We start from the raw sequence: 24,590 nt of genomic DNA, 5'->3' as shown, positions 1-24,590 counted from the left end.
AAGGAAGCCAAGGACCACGGCGGGCAGCATAAAAATGCCCGCCGACCGCGCCCATCCACAAACCAACCCGCATCACGCCTTCAAAGGCAACCAGATCTCCAACCCGCCCATCCCGCTAACCGGATCGAACTTCTCGTCGTAGCGCTCGAAGTTGGGCGCATCGGCGGGAAGGTGCCCCGATGCCGGCAGCCACGTGTTCCAGATCGTGTTCCACGTGCGTCGTATCGTCGACACATGCTCGCGATGGCTGAACACCGCATAGCGCTGCGCGGCAATCCGCAAGCGGCTGAATTCGGCGGGCAAGGCCGAGAAATCGCTGACTTCGACGCCGCACAGGTAGTCGATGTTGCCGGCATCGTCCGCGTTGTAGCAGACGCCATACGCGACGTTGCCCACCTGGCCCGGCACTTTGCCGAAGTACTCGTTAAAGCGCTGCCACTGCGATGGAATTGCGGCGGCGCTCTCGCACGTATAGCGCTCGCTCAGACCCGCGACGAGAAACGGCCTGCCGTCTTCAAAGCGCGGCGGCTCCAGATGCGTGAGAAGAGTTTCGTCCATTTTGATCGGCTCCACGATGACAAGATTGTCGAGATGACCACGCGCGCGCAGCGCTTCGGGCGTGAGCCCGAATTGCTCGCGAAACGCGCGCGTGAATGCTTCGTGAGAGCCGTAACCGGCGTCGATGGCAACCGTCAGTATGTCCGGCGCGCCGTCCGCGAGCCGACGCGCAGCCTCACTCAAGCGACGCCCGCGCACGTAGCGCATGACCGGCACGCCCGTCGCCGCTTCGAAAGCACGCGCGAGGTGAAAGCGCGACACGCATCCACAGTGGGCGATGTCGTCGAGCGTGAGTTCTTCGGCAAAGTGGCTTTCGATAAACCACAGCGCTTTTCCTACCGGATTCATAGCGGCTCTCATGTCAACATGAAGCCAGCATAGCCAGGCGCAACCGCGTGCGTTTGATCGCGCTTGCGGTTTTGCAATTCATGCACGCGATGCAAGCGGCGCGAGCGTTGTGACCACTGCGACCAGCGTGAGCGCGACAGCCAAACCGCATTCAGCAGCCAGCGAGCCGCCTTCCGCGCATCACGTCGCGCACCACGCGACGCGTCCGATCAAACGTTCTCCGTCGCCGCCGTATTCCCCGCCGAACGCGGACGTTCGGCAGCGGCCACGCCATGTCCATCACCCGCATCCGCATGAGCGCCAGCATCCGCAGCGCCCGGCCGTCCTGCGCGCAGCATCACACCGCCGATCACGCCCGCCGCCGCCGCGAAGATCGCGCCGACCGCAAACGCGACGTGATAGCCGCTGTTGAGCGCGGCGAGCGCGTTTTGCGTCGACAGCATCTCGCCGCTGCGCGCGGCCGCGAGACTCGCGAGCACCGCGAGGCCGAGTGCGCCGCCCATCATGAACGACGTATTGACGATGCCCGACGCGAGCCCGGAATCGGCGGGATCGACGTCGCTCATCGCCGCAAGCAACATGGGATTGAACGCGATGCCCGCGCCGAAGCCGAGCAGCATCATGCCGGGCAACACGTCGACGATGAAGCTGCCGCCCACCGGCGCGCGCGCGAACAGCGCAAGACCGCACGCGGCAACCAGCAGACCCACCGCGAGCGGAATCCGCAGACCGAAGCGCATCACGACGCGCGCCGACAGCCCCAGCGAAAAGAATCCCATGATGAGGTTCGCCGGCAAAAACGCGAGCCCGACTTGCAGCGGCCGATACCCGAGCACGCGCTGCAAATACAGTGCGGAAATGAAGAACCACGCGAACATCGCCGCGGCCCACAGCACGCCGACGACATTCGCGGTCGCCACGTTACGCAAGCGGAACAGGCCGAGCGGCATCAACGGATGCTGCACGCGCGACTCGATGATCAGGAACGCGGCGAGCAACGCAAGCGCGACGAGCAGCAAGCCGAGCGTTTGCGCCGACGTCCAGCCGGCTTCGTTGCCGTTGACCACGGCATAGACGGCGAGCATCAACGAAACGGTGACTGACACGGCGCCGGCCACGTCGAGCCGTTCGCCGTGCGCGTGACCGCGCGCGGACGGCAGGAGGGCGACGCACAGCGCGTACACGGCAATGCCGATAGGCAGATTGACGAGGAAGATCCAGTGCCAGCTCAGCAGGTTGGTCAGCAATCCGCCGAGCAGCACGCCGATGCTGCCGCCGCCCGCGCAGACGAAGCCATAGACGCCCATCGCTTTCGCGCGCTCGCCGGGCTCGGTGAACAGATTCATGATGAGCGACAGCGACACGGCCGATACGATAGCGCCGCCCAGGCCCTGCACGGCGCGCGCGCAGATCAGCAGGATCTGCGAATTGGCGAGGCCGCACGCGAGCGATGCCACGGTGAAGAGCGTAATGCCGCCGAGAAACAATCTGCGATGACCGTACAGATCGCCGAGCCGTCCACCGAGCAGCAGACAGCCGCCGAACGTCAGCATGTACGCGTTGACGACCCACACGAGCGATGTTTCCGTGAAGCCGAGATCCGCGGCGATAGAAGGCAACGCGACGTTCACGATGGTCGTATCGAGCACGATCATCAGCACACCGAGGCACAGCACCATGAGCGCGAGCCAGCGTTTATTGCCGTGGATGGAATGGGTCATGCGAAGGCTCCTGTGCCGCGATCGTTTGAAATTGCCGGCGGCTTCGAGCAAACGTGGGCTGTTTCAATGCGATGCCGGACGGGCCCGCCGCCCGGCGCGATGTTGATCAACCCGAGGTTGATCAAGCTAGTGGCAAGTTGTTGAGGGCGAGGGGTTTTTCAGTCTAGCACTCGCGAGTTTTGCGTCACAACTACGAATTCCTGGGCGGGTGGGGCGCGGTGGTTAGCTGGCGCGCTGCGGCAACCGGACCTCGCTATAGCCCATGCGCTTCAGATCGCCGACCGCCTCGACAAGACCCTTCTCGACCATCAGCCTTATCCGCTGCGCGTAAAAGACATCGCCCAAACCCGGATATAACGATTGGTCGGCGAGTCCGATAATAGTCGTACCCACGACTCTCGCAACCTTCCCGCCAGTTGTCGACAATGTTAGCAATGGTTGCAGCATCTATGGCATGCAGATCTGCTTCCGTGAGGCGACTGACCGCTTCCTGCTGTGCAGCGGTCAACGGCGGATTGTCGGCGTGCGGGTCGTAGTCTTCCGGGTATTGATGGACTGACTTGATCATCCTGCGGGTGTCCTTTGTTCTTTTTGAAATCGCGGGAGTTTAGTGCAACGATGCATTCCGCGCCATGGCTCGTCACCCGATCACCCCCCACCCAAAACCCCATACTCCCCACCCCTCTCCAAAGCCCGCCGATACGCCGCGCGCGCATGAATCCTCTGCAAAAACGCAGTCACAGCAGGCAGCCGCATCCCACCGCGCGCCGTCGCTGCCTCCAGCGGAAAACTCATCTGCACATCAGCGGCAGAAAACTCATCGCCAGCAAACCACGTGCTCTTACTCAACTGCTCCTCGATATACCCAAGATGCAGTTTCAACTGCGGATCGACGAAACCCGATTGCAGCGTCCCGGCAATCTTTCGCGCGATCGGTTTCGCAAAGAAGGGCATCGGCGCACTCGCGATACGCAGCGCGATCAGCTTCAGCAGCAACGGCGGCATCGCCGACCCTTCCGCGTAATGCAGCCAGTACGTGTAACGCAAACGCTCGGGCGTGCCGGCCGCCGGCGCAAAGCGCCCCTGCCCATACTTGTCGACCAGATATTCGATAATCGCGCCCGACTCGGCAATGGTCAGCCCATCATCGGTAATAACCGGCGACTTGCCGAGCGGATGCACCGCGCGCAACTCGGGCGGCGCGAGCATCGTTTTTGGATCGCGCTCATAGCGCTTGATCTCGTACGGAACGCCGAGTTCTTCGAGCAGCCACAAGACGCGTTGCGAGCGCGAGTTATTCAAATGATGGACAGTCAGCATGGTCGATAAACGGTGGCCAATGGAACGTCACATCATAGGGCCATTGTGCAGAGGCGGGCCTCTAGCCGCACCCTTGCACGAAACAAAGAGTCACACGCGCGACTTCGCTCCCATCAACTCATTAGAAGGCAAGCTCTCATCGAGCAACTTACGCGCGCTTTCAATCCCCGCCACCGGCAATCCCTCGGGATTGAGCAAACCCACCTGCACCAGCACACTCGCCTGATCCCAGTAGATATGCTCGTTATAAAGCTTGTCGCCGCGGAAGCACACCACAGCCAGCATCGGCACTTCAAAGTACTTTCCCGTCGGCGCAACACCCGGCAATAGCCAGTCGATTTCGCAGCTATGCGTGCAACTGAAAATGAATTCATCGACGATACGATCCGCGCCGATAGTCCGCGAAATCGGAATCAGCTTGGTGTCGGGCGGATTCGAGTTGACGAAGTGATGCGTGTAAAAGCGCTTGAGATTGTCGTGACCGACACCGCCCGTCATCGTCGGCACGTGATTGACGTAAGGCTCGGCGACCATCGTCGGCATGACCGCTTCCACGTCGCGCGTCGCGAACTCGTGATAGCAATGCGCTTCCCACAACGCGTTGAGATCGTAGACAGGCCCGAGTACTTTGCGCAGCAGCGCAAGCGTGCGCGAATACGCCATCATTGCAGCCGGCTTATCGTATTGCGGACGCGTAGGCGCGGCAAACGCATGATCGCAACCGGGGTACACGTACTGCTCGATTTGCGGACGCGTGCGCAATGCAGCGCTGATCCGCTCGCGCGTTTCGGGCGGACACATCGCATCGTTCGCGGGGAAGTGAAACACCATCGGACAACGCACGGCCGGTACTTCGTCCAGATACGCGTCGAGGCCCACGCCGTAGTAACTCACCGCGCAATCCACATCGGTACGCGCGGCGCTCAGGAACGCGAGCTTGCCGCCGAGGCAGTAGCCGACCGCGCCGACCTTGCCGGCCTGATCGGGCATAGCGCGCAACGCGGCAACGGTGGCCGCGATATCGTCGACGGCAAGGTCGGTGTTGAATTGCGCCAGATAGTCGAGCGCCTGCTTCATGTCGGCGTCGCCATAACCGAGTTCGATGCCTGGCTTGATGCGCCAGAACAGATCGGGCACCAGCACCACATAGCCTTCTTCGGCGAAGCGCTCGGCCGTCGCCTTCATGGTCTCGTTGATGCCGAAAATTTCCTGCAGCAGAACGAGCCCAGGTCCCGAGCCTTGCGCCGGACGCGCAACGTAGGCATTGAAACGGCCGCCGTCCTGGGCGACAACTTCGATGAAAGAGCCAGCCATGCGTGTGTCTCCTGACGTCTCGTAAGATTTGCGAGGAAGAGGGCTACGCCATCGTACGCAATTCGAAGCGCTTGAGCTTGCCTGTTTCAGTGCGCGGCAGTGAATTGACGAACACGACGACGCGCGGATACTTATACGGCGCCACCGTATTCTTCACGAATTCCTGCAACTGTGCGACGAGTTTGTCGTCGGCTGTATAGCCGGGATTGACGACGATGAACGCCTTCACGATCTGCCCGCGCGTGTCGTCCGGCACGCCGATCACGCCGCATTCGGCCCACGGCTTCATGTTGCAACAACACGCTTTCCACTTCCGGACCGGAGATGTTATAGCCGGCTGAAACGATCATGTCGTCGGCGCGCGCCTGGTAGAACACGTAGCCGTCTGCGTCGATATAAACCGAATCGCCCGGCAGATTCCAGCCGTCGCGCACGAATTTCAATTGCCGTTCATCGGCGAGATACCGGCAGCCGGTCGGCCCGCGCACCGCGAGCTTGCCGATGGTGCCTGGCGCGACCGGTTGCATCGCGTCGTCCACGGCTTGCACGACATAGCCCGGCACTGCGCGGCCAATTGCATGCGGGCGTATCTCATGGCCCTGCGCCGAAATGAAAATGTGGATCAACTCGGTGCCGCCAATTCCGTCGATCATGTCGATGCCCGTCGCGTCGTGCCATAAACGCCTCGTCGAATCAGGCAATGCCTCGCCGGCCGACACGGTTTTCTGCAAGCTCGACACGTCGTGATGCGCGACGAGCGGCGCCATCTGCCGATAAAAAGTCGGCGCGGTAAACATGATGGTCGCGTGAAAGCGCTCGACGGTCTGCAACAACGTCTCGGGCGTGAGCTTCTCAATCAGTACCGTCGACGCCCCCACGCGCAGCGGAAAACACAGCAAGCCGCCAAGCCCGAATGTGAAAGCGAGCGGCGGCGTGCCGCAGAAAATATCGCTGGCCGAAGGCCTCAACACATGACGCGGAAACAGATCGCACATCGCCAACACGTCGCGATGAAAATGCATGCAGCCTTTTGGCGCGCCTGTCGTGCCGCTCGTGAACGCGATCAGACAGACGTCGTCGGCTGCCGTATCGCATGCGATAAAGTCGTCGGGCTTATTGACGGCGAGCGTATCGAGCGAATCGGCTGCGTCGTCATGAAACAGCAGTGTTTGCTTTAAGTCCGCGCAATAGAACTCGTCTTGTGGATTTGTGCAGCGCGCGAGTTCTTCGGTCAGGCGCGCATCGCAAAGCGCGGCGCTCGCCTGCGCCTTCACGATGATCTGCTTCAACTCCTTCGCGCGCAACAGCGGCATGGTCGGCACGACAACAAGCCCGGCCTTCAGCGACGCAAGCATGGCGACCGCCATCTGCAACGTATTAGGCCCGCGCAACAGAATGCGATTGCCAGGGTGCAAACCCATTTCATCGACGAGTACATGCGCGCTGCGATTCACCATCGCGAGCAACTCGTTATACGTGGTGGCGCGCGGCTCGCCGTCCACCAGCGACCAAACAGCCGGACGCTCGCCGTGACCTGCTTCGATCGTGCCATCGAGCAACTCCGTTGCGCAATTGAAACGCGCCGGATAAGCGACGTCGGGGTTGTCCAGCAGAAAAACAGGCCATTGATCCTGCGGCGGAAGATTGTCGCGCGCGAAAGTATCGACGTGTGCTGACGGTTCCATCGTGGTCTCCCCGGTATCGAGCCGGCTCCATGCGCTTCAGTTGACGAGAGCTTGCGTGTCCTTACTGCGGAATGACGGCGGTGGCTTCGATCTCGACCTTGGCTTCGTCCTCGATCAACGCGACGACTTGCACCGCGCTCATCGCGATGTCGTAGTCGCCGATCAACTCGCGAAACGCGCGGCCGATTTCCTTCAATGAGTCCAGGTACGCGCGTTTGTCGGTGACGTACCACGTCATTCGCACGAGATGCTCGGGTTTGCCGCCGGCTTCGTGCAGCACGGCGAGTACATTTTTGAGCGCCTGAATCGCCTGGCCGGCGAAGTCGTCGGTCTGAAACTGCGCCTGTTCGTCCCAGCCGATCTGGCCTGCAATGAACACTTGCGTGCCGGTTGCCGCGACGCCGTTTGCGTAACCGCGTGGCTTGATCCAGCCGGCGGGAAGAAGTGCTTTTTTCATGAGCGTTGCGCCTCGCTGAATTCGGGCTGGGGAGCAAACATCGCGAGTGCGTTGGCGATGTCGATGGGAATGTCGATCGAGCGGCCGCTTTCAAGCGATGTCGTCACGAGTACCTGTTTCGCGCGGAAACGCACCTCGCCGTTGCAATGACCGAGAATGTCGATGCTGATCGAGCGTCGGCCGATCGCGCTCACGCTCAGCGTCAACATGATCGTTTCGCCCATCTGGCTCGGCCGCGAGAACTCGCAGTCGAGCTTGACGATAGGCAACCCGATGCGGCGCTGGGCGATCATCTGCGCATAGTCGATTTGCAAGCCCTCGTTGAACCAGTCTTCGACGAGCGCATTCGTCATCACCAGATACTGCGGAAAGAACACGATGCCCGCAGGATCGCAGTGGGAAAAGCGGATACGTACGGGCCTTTCGAAGTGCGCGGTCATTTCGCGCTTTCTCCAGCGACGGCGCTTGCGGCTGCGTGCGCCTTCAACAGATCGCGGCCGACGATCAATTGCTGCACCTCCGTCGCGCCTTCGTAAATGCGCAGCGCGCGAATCTCGCGATACAGCATTTCGACCGGCACGCCGCTTTGCACGCCCATACCGCCATGAAGCTGCACGGCGGCGTCGATGACCTGTTGCGCGCCTTCGCTCGCATGCCACTTCGCCATTGCGGCTTCGCGTGTCACGCTTTCGCCCTGATCGCGCAACCAGGCCGCGCGATAGACGAGGAGCGCGCTGCTGTCGATGGTCAACGCCATCTGCGCGAGCTTCGCTTGCGTCAGTTGAAAGTCGGCGAGCGTCTGGCCGAACATCTTGCGCGACGCGGCGCGCGCGAGTCCTTCGGCCATCGCATGCCGCGCGAATCCGAGCGACGCGGCCGCAACCGACGTGCGGAAAATATCGAGCGTGCGCATGGCGAGTTTGAAGCCTTCACCAGGCGCGCCGAGCATCTGGCTACGCGGCACGCGTGCGCCCGCGAAATGCAGACGCGCGAGCGGATGCGGCGCAATCACGTCAATGCGTTCGGCGATTTCGAGTCCCGGCGTATCCGCGTCGACGATAAACGCGCTGATGCCGCGCGCGCCCGGCGCTTCGCCGGTGCGTGCGAACACGACATAGAAATCGGCGATGCCGCCGTTCGAAATCCACGTCTTGTCGCCGTCGAGTATGTAGGCGTCGCCGTCTTCGCGCGCAGCCAGCGACATGGCGGCGACGTCCGAGCCGGCGTCGGGTTCGGACAACGCAAAGGCCGCAATCGCGGTGCCGTTCGCCACGCGCGGCAAGTAGCGCGTTTTCTGTTCATGCGTGCCGCCGAGCGAGATTGCGCCTGAGCCGAGGCCTTGCATCGCGAGTGCGAAATCCGCGAGGCCCGAATGTTTGGCCAGCGTTTCGCGCAGCAGGCAGACCGCGCGCGTGTCGATGGTGTCGCCGTGGCCGCCGTAAGCGACGCCGCCGACGCCATACTTAAGCCATCCGCTTGCGCCGAGTTCGCGCACGAGCCGGCGGCAGGTCGCATCGACATCATCGCGCTCGACGTTTGCCGTGTGTTCGGCATGCGATAGATTTTCGCGGCACCAGGCCTCGATGCCCGCAGCCAGTTCACGATGACGCGGCTCGAAAAAAGGCCACGCGAGCGCGCTATGCAAATCGATGTGCTTATCGGCGCTCACGTCAATCTCCCTCGAACACAGGGCGCGATTTCGCAGCGAACGCCTGATATGCGCGCTCGAAATCGCGAGTGCTCATGCAGATGGCCTGTGCCTGCGCTTCGGATTCGATCGCCTCGTCAATGCTCATGCTCCATTCCTGGTGCAGCATCTTCTTCGTGATGCCGTGTGCGAATGTCGGACCGGCGACGAGATCGGCGGCGAGCTTCTGCGCTTCGTCGAGAAGCGCGGCCGGCTCGCAAAGCCGGTTATAGAAACCCCATGCATAGCCTTCGTCGCCGCTCGCCGAGCGTCCCGTGAAAAGCAGTTCGGCGGCGCGTCCTTGACCGATGATGCGCGGCAGGATCGCGCAAGCGCCCATGTCGCAACCCGCGAGACCGACGCGCGAAAACAGGAAGGCGAGCTTGCTGCGCGCGGTGCTAAGGCGCATGTCGGACGCCATCGCGAGAATCGCGCCTGCGCCGGCGCACACGCCGTCGACGGCGGCAATCACGGGCTGCGGACAATGGCGCATCGCTTTGACGAGGTCGCCCGTCATGCGCGTGAAAAGCAGCAGTTCGGGCATCGGCAGGTCGATCAGCGGCGCGATGATGTCGTGCACGTCGCCGCCCGAGCAGAAGTTCTCTCCTGCGCCGTGGATCACGACGGCCTTCACGTCGGTCGCATACGCTAGCTGGCGGAACAGGTCGCGCAACTCCGCATACGATTCGAAGGTAAGCGGGTTTTTGCGCTCGGGGCGATTGAGCGTGATGGTCGCGACTTTGTTCGCGACCGACCAGCCGAAGTGCCGCGCTTTGTAATTCGCGAGTGTGACGCGGTTGCCTGCTAATAGCGCGTCGGCGTTTGCTTTTGACATGTTGGTGTCTACTCCTTCGGTGCGCGAGGCCTTAGTCCTTCAGACTATCCAGCAGATGCTTCTTCAACTTACCAAGCCGCTGATGCGTGCGCGACTTCTCCTCGAGACTCAAGCCGCCGAACAGCTCCACAACCCATTGCTCATGCGCGGCCGCCATCCTGTCGAACGCTTTGCGGCCCGCAGGCGTGAGGCACACGCTAATCGAACGGCGATCGTTTGGATCGTTATCGCGCGAGACGAGGCCTTCTTTTTCGAGCTGATCGGTAATGCCAGTGACGTTGCCGCCCGTCACCATCAGCCGACGCGAAAGTTCGGTCATCTTCAACCCTTCAGGATGACGCTCGAGTTGCGCCATCAAGTCGAATCGCGGCAACGTGGTGTCGAATTCGTTACGCAGACGCTTGCGCAATTCGGCCTGCACAAGGTTCGTCGTGGTCAGCATGCGCAGCCACAAACGCAAGCCCATGTGACTGTCGGCGCCAGTGCTCATTTCCAGATCCACGACGTTCTCCGCGGGTTTCGCGACGCCTTTGCGCGGCGCTTTGGCTTCTGCTGGCTTCGCGTCGCCGGTGGCAATCTTCTTGATGTTGGATGACTTGCTCACATCACTTCTCCACCGGCGATGGAAATGGACTGCCCCGTGATCGCGTCCGAACCAGGCTGACATAACCACAGCACCGCATTCGCAACCTGCTCGGGACTCACGAAACGATGCTGCGGATTCGAGCGAAGCAGGCTTTCGCGCGCCTGTTCTTCCGTGCGCGAAGTCTTGCTGGTGATTTGCTCGAGCGACGCATGCAGCAGTTCGGTTTCGGTGTAACCGGGACAAACCGCATTCACGGTGATGCCTTTGGTCGCGACTTCGAGTGCAAGCGAGCGCGTGAGACCGATCACGCCGTGTTTCGCCGCGCAATACGCGGCCACATACGCATAGCCGATTTGCCCCGCCGTACTCGCCACATTGACGATGCGTCCGCTCTTGCGTTCGAGCATGCCCGGCAACACCGCGCGCGTGCCGAGAAAGACGCCGGTGAGATTCACGTCGAGCATGCGCTGCCATAGCGTCATGTCGGTATGCGTGAACGGCGCGGCCTGGGCCTGACCCGCGTTGTTGATCAGTATGTCCACCGCGCCCGCTTTACTGAAAGCCTTCGCGACGGACTCTTCTTGCGTGACATCGACGGTGATGCTCGCGACATCGCCCAATGCGTGGCATTTTTCGCGCTGCATTTCGAGCCGCTCCGCATTGCGGCCCATCAAGGTGACGCGCGCGCCGGCGCGCAGCAGTGCTTCGGCAATAGCGGCGCCGATACCGCTGCCGCCGCCCGTGACGACGGCATGTTGTCCCGCGAGTGACGATTGGTTTGAATTCACGTGGTTCCTTCGGCGCGCTGTGCGCGCTCTTGCGCCGACAAACCCGCATTGGCCACAGCCTGTGCGCGTTCACGTTCCAGGTTGCGTTCGAGTTGCGACTTCGCGGCGATGTATTGATTGGGCCACGTTACGTCGAAATAGCCTATCTTTGCGGCCTCATTCAACGTCCACGATGGATTGGCGAGATGCGGACGCGCGATCGCGCACAGATCGGCGCGGCCGGCGGCGATGATGCTGTTCACGTGGTCCGCTTCCGAAATCGCGCCCACGGCGATGGTCGCGATGCCCGCTTCGTTGCGCACGCGATCGGCGAACGGCGTCTGAAACATGCGGCCATAGACGGGCTTTTCTTCCTTGCTCACCTGGCCCGACGACACGTCGATCATGTCGGCGCCCGCGGCTTTGAATGCGCGCGCGATCTGCACGGCGTCGTCGGGCGTCGTGCCGCCATCGACCCAATCGTTCGCGGAAATACGCACGGAAATGGGCTTGTCTTGCGGCCACACCGCGCGAATGGCCTTGAAGATTTGCAGCGGATAACGCAGACGATTTTCGAGCGAGCCGCCGTATTCGTCGGTGCGACGGTTAGTAAGCGGAGACAGAAAGCTCGACAGAAAATAGCCGTGCGCGCAGTGCAATTCGAGCCAGTCGAAGCCGGCTTCCGCGGACATCTGCGTCGCGCGCACAAATTGGGCTTCGATTTCGCGCAGGTCGTCGTGCGTGGCCTCGCGCGAATGCTGGCTGACGCCGCGCAGATACTGCTGCGGCGATGCGGAAATGAGCGGCCAGTTGCCTTCGTCGAGCGGCTGATCGATGCCTTCCCACGCGACGCGCGTGGAGCCTTTTGCGCCCGAGTGGCCGAGTTGAATGCCGATTTTCGCATCGGACTGACGATGCACGAAATCGACAATGCGCTTCCACGCGATGAGATGCTCGGGCGCGTACATGCCGGGGCAGGCGGGCGTGATGCGCGCCTCGGGAGACACGCAGGTCATTTCCGTCATGACGAGCGCGGCGCCGCCCATTGCGCGCGCGCCGAGATGCATCAGGTGATAGTCGCCGGCAATTCCGTCGACGGCCGAGTATTGCGCCATCGGCGACACCACCACGCGGTTTTTCAGCGTGACGCCGCGCAACGTGAACGGCGTGAACATGGGCGGGACCGAATGCTTTTGCGGCGCGCGCTCGAAGCCCGAACGCCGCGCGAGCCAGTCTTCGAAACTGGACACATAACGCGCGTCGCGCTCGCGCAGGTTCTCGTGCGAGATGCGCTGCGAGCGCGTGAGCAGCGAGTACGCGAACTGTTCGGGCTCGAACGATGTATAGCGTTCGACGTGCTCGAACCATTCCGTCGAATTGCGCGCGGCGTTCTGAATGCGCAATACGTCGACGCTGCGCACTTGCGTGTAGTGCTCCAACGCCGCATGCAGATCGTCGCGATGCGCGCCGATGCTGTTGGCAAGTTCGATCGAATCTTCGAGTGCGAGCTTGGTGCCCGAGCCGATCGAGAAATGCGCGGTGTGCGCAGCGTCGCCCATGAGCACGACCGGCGTTTGCGTGCCGTCTGCGTTGCCGCGCCAGTGTACCCATTCCTCGTTGACCACGCGCGGAAAGCGAATCCATTGCGATGAGCCGCGCAAATGCGCGGCGTTGGAGAGCAGCGGATTGCCGTCCAGGTACTTCGCGAAGAGCTTCTCGCAGAATGCGATGCTTTCTTCCTTGCTCATTTCGTCGAGTCCGGCGGCGCGCCATACGCGCTCCGGCGTTTCGACAATGAACGTGGATGTCTCGTCGTCGAAACGATAGGCGTGTGCCTGAAACCAGCCGAATTGCGTCTTTTCGAATGCGAAGGTGAACGCGTCGAAGAGCTTTCGCGTGCCGAGCCACACGAAGCGGCAATCGCGCATGTCTACGTTCGGCTTATAGGCCGACGCGTACTTCTGACGAATGGCGCTGTTCGCTCCATCGCACGCGACGATCAGGTCGGCTTCGTACTGGGTGTCGTCAGTGACCTGCGTTTCGAAGACGAGCTTCACGCCCAATTCCTCGCAACGCGCCTGCAAGATATTCAGCAGACGTTTACGGCCGATGCCGCAAAAGCCGTGACCGGACGAGCGCACTTTGCGCCCGCCGAAATGGATTTCGATGTCGTCCCAGTGATTGAACGCGTTCAGTATTGCGTCGGCGCTCGGCGCATCGGCGGCGCGCAGATTGCCGAGCGTCTGATCCGAAAAGACGACGCCCCAGCCGAAAGTGTCGTATGGACGGTTGCGTTCCACGACGGTGACATCGTGCGCCGGGTTGCGGCTCTTCATCAACAGGGCGAAGTACAACCCCGCCGGGCCGCCGCCGATACAGACGATGCGCATGCTGTTCCCCACTGTGGACTTTGCTGTGGGGTTAATTTAGGTCTAGATAGTTTAGATGTCAAGTAAAAGACGTTGCGAGACCAGGCGGCCAGCCCATGATCCACTTAACGCTCAACGCTTAACGCATGAAAAGCCCGCCGTTGATGTCCCAGCAAGCACCGTTGGTGAAATAGGCATCTGGCGATGCGAGCAACACGGCGACGTCCGCGATATGAGTTGCAGAGCCGAGGCGCCCCACCGGAATGCCTGCGATGATCTTCTCCAGCTTCTCTGCCGGTACGGTTTCATGAACGATGGCCAGATCGAGCGGACCCGGCGAGATAGCATTGACAGTCACCCCAAGCGGGCCGAGATCGCGCGCGAAAACTTTCGTGAGCGTGAGAGCGCCGCCTTTCGCGGCGGCGTAATGCGCGCCGGTCGCCGAGCCGCCGTTTTGTCCCGCGAGCGAAGCGATATTGACGATGCGCCCTGCGCCCTTTGTCGCGAAGTGCTGTCCGAAAACCTGGCAGCCGAACAGCACGCTGCGCAGATTCACGTCGATGACCTGATCGAACTGCTCGGCCGTAATGTCCATGACCGGAACGATTTTCGATGCGCCCGCGTTGTTCACGAGCGCATCGATCGCGCCCCAGCGCTCGAGCATCGCATCGCGTGCGGCCTCAAAGTCCGCCTTCGATGTGACGTCGAGCCTGATCGCAAACGCACGCGATCCATCGCTGCTCAGTTCGCGCGCGAGCGCTTGAGCGGCGTCGACGGCAATGTCGCCTAACGCGACCCGATACCCGGCATCATTGAAGCGGCGCGCGACCGCTGCGCCCAATCCTCTCGCAGCGCCTGTAACGAGTACGACTCTATTGGACATAAGCGCGGTTCCTGAATGTGCGTTCGACGCGCTCAGCGCATCAACATGGCTTCGATATGTGCCGCAACCGCGCACACCGTTTCATCTTCGCCCGTGCGACCCACGACCTGCAATCCCGCTTTAAGCGACGACCCGACGATCGGAACCGGCAACGTGAGCGCCGGATGTCCGCTGAGATTGAAAGGCCGGATAAGCGACGACATGCCGATCACCGACGTGCCGGCACGCGCGGCTTCGATCGTAATCGGCAGCGCGGGCATTGTCGGGAGGATAAGCACGTCGGCTTGCTCGAGCGCGCGGTCGACCTCATCGGTGAAGATGTGGCGGATACGTTCGGCCGAATCCAGATCAGCCGCTTTGGTGTTCGCCGCGGCACGCAGGCGCGCTTCGATGTCCGCGCCGAGCTTGCCGCCGTCGACGAGATGACCGAACGCGCGCCATGTCTCCGCGTTGATGACCGCAAGACCTGCCGCGAACGCATCGCGCATGGATGGCAGCCGCACGTCATGCGAGCCAAGTTCGCTGCGTGTCACGGCGGCCGCGATGGCGCGACTGATTTCGCCATCGGCTTCGACATCGAGCATGGCGATACGCGCGGTTCTTGCGTCACGGCGCGCACGGTCGACTTCAAACGATGGGTCGATGGCGAGCATCACGTCGATAATCGTCTTCATGTCGCGAGCGAAGGGACCGACGCAGTCGAGCGTGGTAACCCGCGGCGACACGCCTTCTCGCGACACGCGCCCGAACGTCGGCTTGAATCCGATCACGCCACAGCATGCAGCAGGACCGCGCACCGAGCCGCCCGTATCCGTTCCGAGCGCGGCATCGACGAGCCCGAGTCCAACAGCCGACGCGGAGCCGCTCGACGAGCCGCCCGGAATGCGCGCCGCGTCTTGCGGATTGCGCGGCGTGCCGCTGAAGTCGTTAATGCCGGTCATGCCGAACGCCAGCTCGTGCATGTTGGTCTTGCCCGTGATGCGCCAGCCTGCATCGAGCAGGCGCTGCACAACTTCCGCGTGACGCGAGGCGGGCGGCGTATCGGCGAGCGCGCGGCTTGCAGCGGTCGTTCGGTAGCCGGCAATGTCGATGCTGTCCTTGATCGCGATCGTGGGCGCATTCGCGCGCGGTTGCGCGATGAGATCGAACTGTTGCAGGAAAGCGCTCATGCGCACGCTCCTTGAACGGGGTTGACGTGCCAGGGCGCACTGAACAGACGCTCGGTGCGGAAGTGGCGAATCAGCCAGTTATCGTTGTCGCGCGGCGACGGCGTGAAATCCACTTCGAGGCGTGCCGAGATGAGCTCGGCGTTGGCACCGACATAGCCGGAAGCCTGCAACATGACCCAGCGGCCTTTGGCTGTATCGCCGTCTACTTCGATATGCTCGCTCGTCAGAAAATGAACGTTGGTCGCGAAGTGCGGCGTGGGCGGCAGATAGCGTTGCAACATCGCGACGATGTCCGCCGGTCCCTGCAAGCGGCCGAACTTGTTCGCGTACTGCGGGCCGATGCCTTCCCACACGGCGTCATAGGTGAATAGCGCCGCGAGCGATTCGTGTTCGAGTGCGCGCGCCGGTACATCGCAGAGTGCCATGTACCGAGCGATGGTGTTGCGCACGGCGTTTTGCGCTTCGAGTGCGTGCAGGCGCGCCTGCAGTCGTTCGAGAGTGATGTCGATCATCGCGTCATATATCTTTGTTGGCGGAGACAGGCGGCGCGGTCAGTGGTCGGCCTACACGCGCTTCGATCTTGCCGTAGCGCCAGAGGTTGTATCGGCCGACAGGCGTCGTGCGATACAGATTGCAGACCGCAACGGCGGTGTCGAAGTCGGCAACATCGGCCATGATGTAGAAGGTCCACGGCGCGCCGTCAGCGTTGCCGACGACCAGCCTGTCGTCGTCCATCACGCCGAGCACGCGTACATTTTCCATTGCTTCAATCGCGGCGAGCATGGTGCTGTAGGCTTGCCATACTTCACCGATCTCGTCGCGCGGCAGGTCGAAAAAATTCTGTGTGACGCCGCAGCAAAACAGCACGCGCAACGGTAGTTCTCGAGTGTCGGTCATCATGTTCTTTGGAGTGACAGCGGGTTGGTGAGCCGCGCGCACGCATCGCGTCGCTATCGGCCCAAAGCGCGAGCGGTTTTACCGCCAAGACCAAAATCCGTATTCGGAATGTCCTTGATCATCACGCGCGTGGACTGCAACGGCACGTCAAGCACGGCGGCGCTCGTTTCGCAAAGCTGTGCGATCAGCGCTTCCTTCTGCGCGTCGGTGCGGCCCGCGATCAGTATCCCGACGATCACCGGCAACGCGGCTGGCGTGAGCTTGCCGCCCAGCCCGATATTGGACAGCGGCAACTCCGACAATAGAATCCGCACCGATTCGGCGGGCGCGCCGATGGCATCGACGGTAGCCTGCGTGAGGCCATGAACGAGCGATGCCTTGCGGTCGTCGCTGTGACCTTGCGGCAAATAAACTTCGAGTGTCGGCATGATGAAAAGGCGAAAGCGCATCGGCGCATGCATGTGCCGATGCGCGATTGAACATCAAAGCAGGAAGCCGATCGCGTTCAGCGCTTCCGTCGAATTGATCAGGCGGATGACTTTCTCGACGAGACGCGGCTCGCCGTCGGCCATGCTGATCTTGTGCGTGAGATCGGCCGCGAAGATCGTCGACACGCCACGCTTGTACGCGATGATGATCTGCGAAGACTTCACTTCAACGAGGTCCGCGCTCTCCGACGACCGCGTGAAGCGCGACACCGTGCGCACCGTTCGCGCGGCATCGGATGCGGATGCCGAGTAGCCCGACGTCATGCGTTGCACACGCAATTCGCGCATGTGCTGATCGTCGAATGCATAGTTGAGCGTGGATGCGTAGTCGGTCGTATCGGGATCGATCGGCACGACATAAACGCCTTTCGGATCCCACATCTGCAACCACGCGTGATAGTCGCGCCGATCGAGAAGCTCGGCTTCGCGCCAGATAAACTCGATCGCGCGTGCAAAGGTCTGGTGCGAGAAAAGTGCGTTGCGCTCGTCCATCATGCTTGCTCCATCATTGCGCGCCATTGGCGGTACGCTTCGCGCATGCCGGTTTCGTCGGTTGCGTGCGCGGTTTTTTCACCGTTCGGCGCGGTCGTTTCGCGGTTGAGGCCACGGTTCACGAGAATCGGTACGTCGGGGCCCGCGTACGAGCCGCGCTGCACGCGTTCCCATGCTTCCGCGTCGTCGGGACTGCCGAAGCCAAACGGGCCCTGGAAGTGCTCGTGTATGCGAAGCCGCACGCGGTTCGCTTCTTCGGGGCCGCCGTCCATCGCGAGCGCGACGTGACGAATCTCCGTTTCTTCCGCGGAGATCGGGCGCAGCACGCGGAAGAAAGCCATCGACAACGCGAGGTTCGGGAACAGATTCAGATTGAAGCCGACGCCCATCAGCGATCGCACAATGCGGCGCACTTCTTCGGGCGTGTGCTTGTGCGCGAGTTGCGCGGCGAGTTCGTTAAAGCGCTCGGGCAACGGCGCGCCGTCGTCCTTATCCAGATCGACGATCTCGGGCACCAGCACCGCGAGGCTATGGCCATTGCCGAGCGAGCGGCAAAACGCGTCTTCGCTCGTCATGAAGCTGGTGATGGCGGCGGCGGTTTCGTCGTCGATCGACTTCATCCACGACTTGTGCACGACGGGGAAGTGATACAGGTCGGTCGTGTTCTCGAGCTGAATCTTCCAGTTGCCCTTGAACTTGAACTTGTGCTCGCCGTTGGCCTTGATCGGATAGCCGGCGCCTTGCTTCATGAAAAGGTCGATCCACGGTTTTGCACCGCCGAGGAAGTCTTCCAGCGATTCGATGTTTTCGTTGAAGCTCGCGAAAATCAAACCCTGGTACACGCCGACGCGCAGCTTCTTGAGCGGCAGATCGCCTTTCTCGCAAACGCCTTCGTAGCCGTCGCCATAGGGCAGTGCGCGCAGTGTGCCGTCGAGCGCATACGACCAGCTGTGATACGGGCACGTAAAGCCTTTTGCATTGCCCTTGTGCTCTTCGCAGACGGTCGCGCCGCGATGACGGCAACGGTTCTGCAGCACGTTCACCGCGCCCGTCTTGTCGCGTACGACGATGACCGGCTGCCGGCCGATCGTCGTCGTCACGAAGTCGCCTGGCTTTGGCAACTCGCTGTCATGCGCGACCCACACCCACGTCTTGTAGAAAATGCGCTCAAGTTCTTCTTCGAACAGTTGCGGATCGTAGTAAAGCGAAGGCGCGATGCGGTCGGCTTCCGCGCGCTTCGCGAGCGCGCTGGTGTCGATGGTTTGATAGGTCGGCGTACTCATCGTGATCGTGGGGAGGTTGAGTGGCTGAGAAGGGAGAGGCACTGCGACGTGAGCGCATCGTCTCGTTGACATCAGTCTCGCTTTGCGAAGATCATGCGTCAAATCGATTAAAAACAGGTCGCCCGATAAACGCGGCCGATTTAACGCGAGTCCCCATGACCTCCATCGACCACATCGATTTGAATCTGCTGCGCGTGTTCCAGGCCATCGTGGAGGAACGCAGTCTGACGAAAGCAGGCGAGCGGCTTGCGCTGTCGCAGCCCGCAGTCAGCTACTCGCTCGGACGACTGCGCACGCTTTTCGACGACCCGCTTTTCATTCGCACGAGAGCCGGGATGCAACCGACGCCCGTTGCGCTGGAACTCGCGGACATCGTGGGACGTGCGCTGGATACCGTGCGGCAGGCGCTGCGATACGCCGAGCGTTTCGATCCGGCGACGAGCACGCGCACGTTTCGTCTGTCGCTATCGGATGCAGGCGAAATGGCCTATCTTCCGGCGCTATGTGCCGCGCTCCAGAAAGCCGCGCCGCGCGTCAAGCTGGTGGTCGAGCCGATGCGCGTGGAAGAGATGGAAGAGGCGTTGCGTTCCAGCCGCCTCGACTTCGCGATTGGCAATCTGCCGCTGTTGTTGCCGCGCACGAAGCATGGGTTGCTGTTCGAGGAATCGTATGTCTGCATGACGCGCAACCGGCCGGATTTGCCGCGCGGAAATGAGTTGAAGCTCGAGCAGTTCCTGACCGCATCGCATGTGCAGATCAATTCGCTCGAGCACAGTCATCATGCGCTCGACGATGCGCTTCGTTCGCAAGGCGTCGGGCGCAATGTCGCGCTCGTGCTGCCGCATTTCGTGGCGGTGCCTGGCGTGCTCGCTGCAACGGGTTTGCTGGCGACGTTGCCGGAGCGGCTCGCGCATATCCTGAATCGCGGCGACGCTTTCCGTATTTACGCGTTGCCGGTGCATGTGCCGAAAGCGGCCGTCACAATGCACTGGCACGAGCATTTCAACGACGACGAAGGCATTGTCTGGATGCGAGGTCTCATCACCGACATCCTCGCCGGCTTCACGAAGATGTGAGAAGTACAGGTCGCAGAGCTACAGGTCGAGCACCAGCACCGGCGTACGCGAGCGCGATACACAGCAGCAGATCACGCTGTTGCTCGCGCGTTCCGCCTTGCTCAGGCAATGATCTCGATGCTCCGGTTCGCCGCTTATTACGTCGACCATGCAAGTGCCGCACACGCCCTCGCCGCATGATGTGTCTACTTCAATGCCGATCGTCGCGAGGGCATCGACGATGGATGTTTTTTCGTCCACCTTCACGGTCTGACCCGTGCTCGCCAGTTGTACCTGGAAGCTCGCGAGCGAGGTTCCCGTTTCGTTTGCGGGCTCGGCCTTGAACCGTTCGAGATGAATGGCATCGGCGGGCAAGCGCTTTTGCGCGGTGTCGACCACGAGGTCCATGAACGGCGCGGGACCGCATGTGTAGACATGCGCGTCGGCGCCCGCTTCGCTCACGCAGATGTCGAGTTCAGCGGCAAGCGCATCGCGCCGCACACCGAAGTGCAATCTCACATGGGAGTCGAACGGCGCGCGCGTGAGCAGCGTCATGAAGGCGGCATGTGCCTCGCTACGCGCGAAGTAGTGCAGCGTGAAGCGCGCGCCGCGTGCAGCGAGGCGATAGGCCATCGAGAGCAACGGCGTAATGCCGATGCCCGCGCCGATCAGGATATGCTCGCTGGCGCCGTCGTTCAGTTGGAACAGATTGCGCGGCGCACCGACTTGCAGTTCTGTGCCGATACTCACTTCCTCATGCAGCGAGCGCGATCCGCCGCGCGACTGCTCTTCTTTTTTAACCGCGAAAACCTGGGACGATACGCATTCGGGATCGCCGCATAACGAATATTGCCGCGTGATTCCCGAGGGACTCGTGACGTCGATATGCGCGCCCGGTTCGAAGCGTTCGAAGTCCATGCCGTCGAGGCGCGAGATTTTGAACGAGCGCACGCCGTGCGCTTCTTCAGACAGGGCGTCGACGCGGACCTTGAGGGCTTGAGCTTGCATGATGCTTTCCGATGACAATTTCAAAAACGATGAGTCGTGGTTAGCGCCGCGTCTCATGCGTGAACCTGAGCGTCACGACGGTAACGAGACCCAGACCGATGAGGAATAACGCGACGGGCCAGTAAGCGTGATACCGCACGAGCAGCGCCGTCGCGATGAGCGGCGACAGGCCGCCCGCGAAGATCGACGCGACCTCATGTCCGAGTGCAACGCCTGAATAGCGCACTTCCGTGCTGAACAATTCGCCGACCAGCGCGGGCAGCGTGCCGATCATCGCGCCGTGGCAGACGGCCGTTCCGAGCACCAGCGCGAGCCAGATCAGCGGTGTCGAATGCGTGTCGAGCAGCCAGAAGAACGGGAACGCCATGACCACGAGCGACACCGCGCCGATCATGTAGACGGGCTTGCGTCCAATGCGGTCGGAGAGCTTGCCCCACAGAAGCATTGCAAACATCTCGATGATCATCGCGAGCATCACACCGGTGAGCATGATCGAGTTGGAGATACCGGCAAACTTTCCGTAGACCAATGAGAACGCGAGAAAAATATAAGCACCGCCGTTCTCCGCGACGCGCAGGCCCATCGCCATGAGAATCTCTTTCGGGTGACGCTTGATGACCTCGATCACCGGCATGTGCGCGGTCTTGCCGGCCTTGTTCGCTTCCTCGAAATCGTGGCTCTCCGGCAGGTTGTGGCGGATGTAGACACCAATCGCGAAGATGGCGATGCTCGCGAGGAACGGCAGACGCCAGCCCCACGAAATGAACTGATCGTGCGGCAACGCTTGAGCGCCGAGAAATGCCGCCGACGAAAGTACGAAGCCGCCGCCCACGCCCAGTTGGCTCCACGCCGCGTAGTAGCCGCGTTTTTCGGGCGGTGCGCTTTCGCTGATCATCAGCACGCCGCCGCCCCACTCGCCGCCGGAGGCAATGCCTTGCAGCAGACGCAGGCCGACCAGCGCGGCGGGCGCCCACAGGCCGACGTGATCGTAGGTCGGCAACAGGCCGATTCCGAACGTCGCGACGCCCATGATGAGCAGCGTCCAGACCAGCGACGCGCGACGTCCGTAGCGGTCGCCGATATGTCCGAACACGACGCCGCCTAGCGGCCGCGCGACAAAGCCCATCGCAAACGCCGCGAAAGCGCCGAGCGTTCCGACCAGCGGGTCCGCGTTGGCCGGAAAGAACAGTTGCCCGAACACGAGCGCCGCGGCCGTGCCGTAGACGAAAAAGTCATACCACTCCATTGCATTGCCCGCGACGGACGCGACGACGATACGTCTGAGTGCGCGATCCGGCGTCGCTGGAATACGTTCGGCTGCCGAGGAGGATTGAACCGTGGACATGTCTGCTCGCTGGGTAGGTAGGTGGCGCGCGCCTCTCGGGCTTCGCATAGCGGACAGTTTCAAAGCGCCGGATAACTGCGTCAAATCGGCCGAAAAGGGCGGGGAATATCAGCGCGGCAAATAGTCCGGGCGGGCCCGCGCGTCAGGCTTGCGGCTGATGGAACATCGCGAACAGCGCGTCCCGCAGCCAGGCAATGCCGGGGTCGGACGCGGACTGCGTATGCGAATGCACCTTGATTTCGATCGGCGGCAAGGAGAACGGCAACGGCAGCACGCGGAACGCCTTGCCGCGATTGAACCGGCGCGCGATGCTCTTCGGAAAGATCACGGCGAGGTCGGTGTTCATCACAATCTCCGGCGCGACGACGAAATGCGGCAGCCGCACGACGACCTCGCGCTTGACGTCGAGTTCGTCGAGCCACTGCTCGACCATGCGGTGCCCGGTCGCGTTGGTGGTCGCATAGACGTAGCGCAGCGCGGCGAGGTCTTCGCGTGTCGGCTTCGTCTTACGCAGTGGATGACCCGCGCGCACCACGCACACATGTTCGTCGACGAACAGCGTCTGGCTCACGCAGCCTGCGTCGAGTCCGGGCACATAGCCGAGCGCCAGGTCGATCTCGCCGGCGCGCATCGCGGCGCTCACCGATTGAACAGGGATATTCGCCACTTCGATGCGAATGCCGCGCGCCTCGCGATCCAGCATCGAAACGAGCGGCGGCAGAAAATAAAACTCCGACATGTCGGACATCGACACGCGAAACACGCGCTGCGCCGTGGCGGGGTCGAACTTCGCGAGCTGCTGCACCGCGTCGTTGATGATCGCGAACGCCTGGGCGAGCGGCGGATAAAGGCGGTAGGCGGCATCGGTGGGCACCATGCCGCCGGGCGTGCGCAGAAACAGCGGGTCTTCGAAAAGATTTCGCAGACGACGCAGCGCGTGGCTCACGGCCGGCTGCGTCAAACCCAGGCGATCACCGGCGGCAGTGAGGCTGCGCAGATCCCAGATCGCAAGGAAAACGCGCAGCAGGTTCAGATCGGCGATGCCGACATGCGGCTTGGTCATGCGCTTCGCTCGCGGACAAAGGGGGCAACGCGCATCTCGCGACGCCGGTCAGTGTGTCCCGAGATTACCGTAGTTGCTGCGCATTGCAAAATGCGGCGTCGCGCCCGTGAAAGGCGGCAGCGCGTGGAAGTCGCGGCGCATCGCGTCGCGGACCGGAGAGGCAAGCGCGATCGCGAGTGCGGAGGCATCGTCGAATACGACCTTGTTGCGCTGCATCGCATTGGCTTGGGCAAAGGGCAAGCCGCTTCTGCTGTCGATGCGCGTGTAGATTTCCAGCTCACGCAGCGCCGGCAGTTGCAGCATCAATGGCGGGTGATGCTCCAGGTAATGCGAAAGCCACGCGTTGAAGTTGTCGGCGATGCCTTCGTAGGCGACCAGATAGGTGCAGCGTTGCGGTTTGGATCGCGCAGAGGCTTTATGCGTGCGCACCGCCATCACCTGCTGCGCGAACGATTGCCGGCTCAACGCGTGACTCGCCGCAGCCTGCAACGCGCGATGAATCGCGCCGTCTTCCGCGCAGGCGGCTTCGAGCGGCGCAAGATCGTCGAAGTACCACTGAAGTACGGTCGACGGCGCATCGCTCGAGGCCGCGATGCGCGGGTCGACGTGCTGCTCCAGCGGTTCGTGAACGATGAGCCTGCTCAGACCTTCGATGCCTTCCGCCGCCTGTTGCAGCGCGGCGCCGTCAAGCAGCGGCTGCATGCGCGGCGCGCCGATCACGAAAAGGCAAACTTGCATCGTCATGCCGCCTCGCCTGTGAGCAGGTGGAATCGTCTGCCGAAGTAGACGAGGCCGTTGCCTTCGCCGCACAGATCGATATGCTCGATCCGCACGAAGATCACGGAGTGCGAGCCTATCGTTTTGCTGTCGATGATCGTGCCTTCCAGCGTGGCGATTGCATCGTCGAGCACAGGGACCGCAAGGCGGCCCGCGTGCCACGCGCATTGATCGAAGCGCGCTTGCATCGAGCAACCGGTCATGCCCGCGAACACGCGCGCCGGCTCCTGGCCTTGCGCGCCCAGCACGTTGATGCCTACGCGGCCGTTGCCGTGCAGCACGTCGTGCACATAGCTCGACTGATTGATGCAGATCAGCATGGTCGGCGGGGAGTCCGTCACCGAACACACGGCGCTCGCCGTGATGCCGCATCTGCCGTGCGGACCGTCGGTGGTGATCACGTTGACCGCCGCCGCGAGGCTCGCCATCGCGTTGCGGAACTGCGTGCGTTGTTCGTCGTGCGTCATGGCCATCGCTCCTCTC

At 62.1% G+C, this 24,590-nt stretch carries 25 protein-coding genes and 1 pseudogene; 1 reads left to right on the top strand and 25 read right to left on the bottom strand.

What is annotated here, in order from left to right; genetic code table 11:
• Positions 1 to 72: 72 nt before the first annotated feature.
• The 20 genes and pseudogenes from ABIE53_RS22200 to ABIE53_RS22105 all read right to left on the bottom strand — a co-directional run bounded on the left by ABIE53_RS22200 (position 73) and on the right by ABIE53_RS22105 (position 18,859).
• Positions 73 to 906 carry an AraC family transcriptional regulator gene (locus ABIE53_RS22200; protein WP_107707060.1) on the bottom strand — a complete coding sequence of 278 codons (834 nt, stop codon included), beginning with the start codon at positions 904 to 906 and terminating at the stop codon, positions 73 to 75.
• A 209-nt stretch (positions 907 to 1,115) separates the two neighbouring features.
• Positions 1,116 to 2,627 (bottom strand): DHA2 family efflux MFS transporter permease subunit, encoded by a 1,512-nt coding sequence (locus ABIE53_RS22195; RefSeq protein ID WP_192699569.1) that lies wholly within the window; start codon positions 2,625 to 2,627, stop codon positions 1,116 to 1,118.
• Between the two features lie 222 nt (positions 2,628 to 2,849).
• On the bottom strand, positions 2,850 to 3,074 hold the full coding sequence (locus ABIE53_RS22190) for a DUF3658 domain-containing protein (RefSeq protein ID WP_376916059.1): 225 nt from the start codon (positions 3,072 to 3,074) through the stop codon (positions 2,850 to 2,852).
• 201 nt (positions 3,075 to 3,275) lie between these two features.
• The gene (locus ABIE53_RS22185) at positions 3,276 to 3,947 is read right to left on the bottom strand and encodes a glutathione S-transferase (RefSeq protein ID WP_192699571.1); all 672 of its coding nucleotides are present in this window, start codon (positions 3,945 to 3,947) and stop codon (positions 3,276 to 3,278) included.
• Between the two features lie 90 nt (positions 3,948 to 4,037).
• Entirely contained in the window at positions 4,038 to 5,261 is a 1,224-nt protein-coding gene (locus ABIE53_RS22180) for a dienelactone hydrolase family protein (protein WP_192699572.1), read from the bottom strand.
• 43 nt (positions 5,262 to 5,304) lie between these two features.
• Positions 5,305 to 6,946 (bottom strand): annotated as a pseudogene (locus ABIE53_RS22175) (AMP-binding protein).
• A 61-nt stretch (positions 6,947 to 7,007) separates the two neighbouring features.
• Positions 7,008 to 7,403: a RidA family protein gene (locus tag ABIE53_RS22170; RefSeq protein WP_107707047.1), complete on the bottom strand. Its 396-nt coding sequence runs from the start codon at positions 7,401 to 7,403 to the stop codon at positions 7,008 to 7,010.
• Complete coding sequence (locus tag ABIE53_RS22165; RefSeq protein ID WP_192699574.1) at positions 7,400 to 7,843, bottom strand: acyl-CoA thioesterase; 444 nt, start codon at positions 7,841 to 7,843, stop codon at positions 7,400 to 7,402. Before ABIE53_RS22165 ends, ABIE53_RS22170 begins: the two co-directional genes overlap by 4 nt.
• Complete coding sequence (locus tag ABIE53_RS22160; protein WP_192699575.1) at positions 7,840 to 9,072, bottom strand: acyl-CoA dehydrogenase family protein; 1,233 nt, start codon at positions 9,070 to 9,072, stop codon at positions 7,840 to 7,842. Before ABIE53_RS22160 ends, ABIE53_RS22165 begins: the two co-directional genes overlap by 4 nt.
• A 1-nt stretch (position 9,073) precedes the next feature.
• On the bottom strand, positions 9,074 to 9,925 hold the full coding sequence (locus tag ABIE53_RS22155; RefSeq protein WP_192699576.1) for an enoyl-CoA hydratase family protein: 852 nt from the start codon (positions 9,923 to 9,925) through the stop codon (positions 9,074 to 9,076).
• A gap of 31 nt (positions 9,926 to 9,956) precedes the next feature.
• The gene (locus ABIE53_RS22150) at positions 9,957 to 10,529 is read right to left on the bottom strand and encodes a MarR family winged helix-turn-helix transcriptional regulator (RefSeq protein ID WP_192699577.1); all 573 of its coding nucleotides are present in this window, start codon (positions 10,527 to 10,529) and stop codon (positions 9,957 to 9,959) included.
• Positions 10,526 to 11,299 carry an SDR family NAD(P)-dependent oxidoreductase gene (locus ABIE53_RS22145; RefSeq protein WP_192699578.1) on the bottom strand — a complete coding sequence of 258 codons (774 nt, stop codon included), beginning with the start codon at positions 11,297 to 11,299 and terminating at the stop codon, positions 10,526 to 10,528. The genes ABIE53_RS22150 and ABIE53_RS22145 overlap by 4 nt, the downstream gene beginning before the upstream one ends.
• On the bottom strand, positions 11,296 to 13,668 hold the full coding sequence (locus ABIE53_RS22140) for a bifunctional salicylyl-CoA 5-hydroxylase/oxidoreductase (RefSeq protein ID WP_192699579.1): 2,373 nt from the start codon (positions 13,666 to 13,668) through the stop codon (positions 11,296 to 11,298). The genes ABIE53_RS22145 and ABIE53_RS22140 overlap by 4 nt, the downstream gene beginning before the upstream one ends.
• Positions 13,669 to 13,786: 118 nt before the next feature.
• Positions 13,787 to 14,530, bottom strand: coding sequence for an SDR family NAD(P)-dependent oxidoreductase (locus tag ABIE53_RS22135; protein WP_192699580.1), 744 nt, complete (start codon positions 14,528 to 14,530; stop codon positions 13,787 to 13,789).
• Positions 14,531 to 14,562: 32 nt separating this feature from the next.
• Complete coding sequence (locus tag ABIE53_RS22130; RefSeq protein WP_192699581.1) at positions 14,563 to 15,699, bottom strand: amidase; 1,137 nt, start codon at positions 15,697 to 15,699, stop codon at positions 14,563 to 14,565.
• Positions 15,696 to 16,211 carry a nuclear transport factor 2 family protein gene (locus ABIE53_RS22125; RefSeq protein ID WP_192699582.1) on the bottom strand — a complete coding sequence of 172 codons (516 nt, stop codon included), beginning with the start codon at positions 16,209 to 16,211 and terminating at the stop codon, positions 15,696 to 15,698. The genes ABIE53_RS22130 and ABIE53_RS22125 overlap by 4 nt, the downstream gene beginning before the upstream one ends.
• 4 nt (positions 16,212 to 16,215) lie before the next feature.
• The gene (locus ABIE53_RS22120; RefSeq protein WP_192699902.1) at positions 16,216 to 16,596 is read right to left on the bottom strand and encodes a hypothetical protein; all 381 of its coding nucleotides are present in this window, start codon (positions 16,594 to 16,596) and stop codon (positions 16,216 to 16,218) included.
• A 53-nt stretch (positions 16,597 to 16,649) separates the two neighbouring features.
• The gene (locus ABIE53_RS22115; RefSeq protein WP_192699583.1) at positions 16,650 to 17,024 is read right to left on the bottom strand and encodes a tautomerase family protein; all 375 of its coding nucleotides are present in this window, start codon (positions 17,022 to 17,024) and stop codon (positions 16,650 to 16,652) included.
• A 54-nt stretch (positions 17,025 to 17,078) separates the two neighbouring features.
• Entirely contained in the window at positions 17,079 to 17,579 is a 501-nt protein-coding gene (locus tag ABIE53_RS22110) for an aromatic-ring-hydroxylating dioxygenase subunit beta (RefSeq protein ID WP_029967127.1), read from the bottom strand.
• Positions 17,576 to 18,859, bottom strand: a complete 1,284-nt coding sequence (locus ABIE53_RS22105; protein ID WP_029967125.1) for an aromatic ring-hydroxylating oxygenase subunit alpha — start codon at positions 18,857 to 18,859, stop codon at positions 17,576 to 17,578. Before ABIE53_RS22105 ends, ABIE53_RS22110 begins: the two co-directional genes overlap by 4 nt.
• Before the next feature lie 155 nt (positions 18,860 to 19,014).
• On the opposite strand from ABIE53_RS22105, the gene ABIE53_RS22100 reads away from it, so the two are divergent.
• The gene (locus ABIE53_RS22100; protein ID WP_192699584.1) at positions 19,015 to 19,935 is read left to right on the top strand and encodes a LysR family transcriptional regulator; all 921 of its coding nucleotides are present in this window, start codon (positions 19,015 to 19,017) and stop codon (positions 19,933 to 19,935) included.
• A gap of 18 nt (positions 19,936 to 19,953) precedes the next feature.
• Here the strand turns inward: ABIE53_RS22100 and ABIE53_RS22095 are convergent, their stop codons facing one another.
• The 5 genes from ABIE53_RS22095 to hpaC form a co-directional block, all read right to left on the bottom strand.
• Positions 19,954 to 20,922, bottom strand: coding sequence for a PDR/VanB family oxidoreductase (locus ABIE53_RS22095; RefSeq protein WP_114158103.1), 969 nt, complete (start codon positions 20,920 to 20,922; stop codon positions 19,954 to 19,956).
• A gap of 40 nt (positions 20,923 to 20,962) precedes the next feature.
• Entirely contained in the window at positions 20,963 to 22,267 is a 1,305-nt protein-coding gene (locus ABIE53_RS22090; RefSeq protein WP_006047302.1) for an MFS transporter, read from the bottom strand.
• Between the two features lie 142 nt (positions 22,268 to 22,409).
• A complete protein-coding gene (locus ABIE53_RS22085; protein ID WP_029967122.1) occupies positions 22,410 to 23,330 on the bottom strand; it encodes a LysR family transcriptional regulator in 921 nt (306 codons plus the stop codon).
• A gap of 48 nt (positions 23,331 to 23,378) precedes the next feature.
• Positions 23,379 to 24,068 carry an ethyl tert-butyl ether degradation protein EthD gene (locus ABIE53_RS22080; RefSeq protein WP_192699903.1) on the bottom strand — a complete coding sequence of 230 codons (690 nt, stop codon included), beginning with the start codon at positions 24,066 to 24,068 and terminating at the stop codon, positions 23,379 to 23,381.
• Positions 24,069 to 24,070: 2 nt separating this feature from the next.
• On the bottom strand, positions 24,071 to 24,574 hold the full coding sequence (hpaC, locus tag ABIE53_RS22075; protein ID WP_192699585.1) for a 4-hydroxyphenylacetate 3-monooxygenase, reductase component: 504 nt from the start codon (positions 24,572 to 24,574) through the stop codon (positions 24,071 to 24,073).
• Between the last annotated feature and the right edge of the window lie 16 nt (positions 24,575 to 24,590).

This window comes from Paraburkholderia sp. OAS925 (genome assembly GCF_040543975.1).
In the GTDB taxonomy this organism is placed as follows: domain Bacteria; phylum Pseudomonadota; class Gammaproteobacteria; order Burkholderiales; family Burkholderiaceae; genus Paraburkholderia; species Paraburkholderia graminis.
This window is presented reverse-complemented; position numbering and strand designations above follow the sequence as displayed.

Excerpts from the sequence above, each read along its gene's own strand:
- ABIE53_RS22140 (WP_192699579.1), bottom strand. The coding sequence starts at position 13,668 with ATGCGCATCGTCTGTATCGGCGGCGGCCCGGCGGGGTTGTACTTCGCC.
- ABIE53_RS22155 (WP_192699576.1), bottom strand. The coding sequence starts at position 9,925 with ATGTCAAAAGCAAACGCCGACGCGCTATTAGCAGGCAACCGCGTCACA.
- ABIE53_RS22080 (WP_192699903.1), bottom strand. The coding sequence starts at position 24,068 with ATGCAAGTTTGCCTTTTCGTGATCGGCGCGCCGCGCATGCAGCCGCTG.
- hpaC (WP_192699585.1), bottom strand. The coding sequence starts at position 24,574 with ATGACGCACGACGAACAACGCACGCAGTTCCGCAACGCGATGGCGAGC.
- ABIE53_RS22125 (WP_192699582.1), bottom strand. The coding sequence starts at position 16,211 with ATGATCGACATCACTCTCGAACGACTGCAGGCGCGCCTGCACGCACTC.
- ABIE53_RS22115 (WP_192699583.1), bottom strand. The coding sequence starts at position 17,024 with ATGCCGACACTCGAAGTTTATTTGCCGCAAGGTCACAGCGACGACCGC.
- ABIE53_RS22135 (WP_192699580.1), bottom strand. The coding sequence starts at position 14,530 with ATGTCCAATAGAGTCGTACTCGTTACAGGCGCTGCGAGAGGATTGGGC.
- ABIE53_RS22185 (WP_192699571.1), bottom strand. The coding sequence starts at position 3,947 with ATGCTGACTGTCCATCATTTGAATAACTCGCGCTCGCAACGCGTCTTG.
- ABIE53_RS22100 (WP_192699584.1), top strand. The coding sequence starts at position 19,015 with ATGACCTCCATCGACCACATCGATTTGAATCTGCTGCGCGTGTTCCAG.
- ABIE53_RS22085 (WP_029967122.1), bottom strand. The coding sequence starts at position 23,330 with ATGACCAAGCCGCATGTCGGCATCGCCGATCTGAACCTGCTGCGCGTT.
- ABIE53_RS22095 (WP_114158103.1), bottom strand. The coding sequence starts at position 20,922 with ATGCAAGCTCAAGCCCTCAAGGTCCGCGTCGACGCCCTGTCTGAAGAA.
- ABIE53_RS22190 (WP_376916059.1), bottom strand. The coding sequence starts at position 3,074 with ATGCTGCAACCATTGCTAACATTGTCGACAACTGGCGGGAAGGTTGCG.
- ABIE53_RS22105 (WP_029967125.1), bottom strand. The coding sequence starts at position 18,859 with ATGAGTACGCCGACCTATCAAACCATCGACACCAGCGCGCTCGCGAAG.
- ABIE53_RS22120 (WP_192699902.1), bottom strand. The coding sequence starts at position 16,596 with ATGACCGACACTCGAGAACTACCGTTGCGCGTGCTGTTTTGCTGCGGC.
- ABIE53_RS22130 (WP_192699581.1), bottom strand. The coding sequence starts at position 15,699 with ATGAGCGCTTTCCTGCAACAGTTCGATCTCATCGCGCAACCGCGCGCG.
- ABIE53_RS22200 (WP_107707060.1), bottom strand. The coding sequence starts at position 906 with ATGAATCCGGTAGGAAAAGCGCTGTGGTTTATCGAAAGCCACTTTGCC.
- ABIE53_RS22110 (WP_029967127.1), bottom strand. The coding sequence starts at position 17,579 with ATGATGGACGAGCGCAACGCACTTTTCTCGCACCAGACCTTTGCACGC.
- ABIE53_RS22170 (WP_107707047.1), bottom strand. The coding sequence starts at position 7,403 with ATGAAAAAAGCACTTCTTCCCGCCGGCTGGATCAAGCCACGCGGTTAC.
- ABIE53_RS22090 (WP_006047302.1), bottom strand. The coding sequence starts at position 22,267 with ATGTCCACGGTTCAATCCTCCTCGGCAGCCGAACGTATTCCAGCGACG.
- ABIE53_RS22165 (WP_192699574.1), bottom strand. The coding sequence starts at position 7,843 with ATGACCGCGCACTTCGAAAGGCCCGTACGTATCCGCTTTTCCCACTGC.
- ABIE53_RS22180 (WP_192699572.1), bottom strand. The coding sequence starts at position 5,261 with ATGGCTGGCTCTTTCATCGAAGTTGTCGCCCAGGACGGCGGCCGTTTC.
- ABIE53_RS22195 (WP_192699569.1), bottom strand. The coding sequence starts at position 2,627 with ATGACCCATTCCATCCACGGCAATAAACGCTGGCTCGCGCTCATGGTG.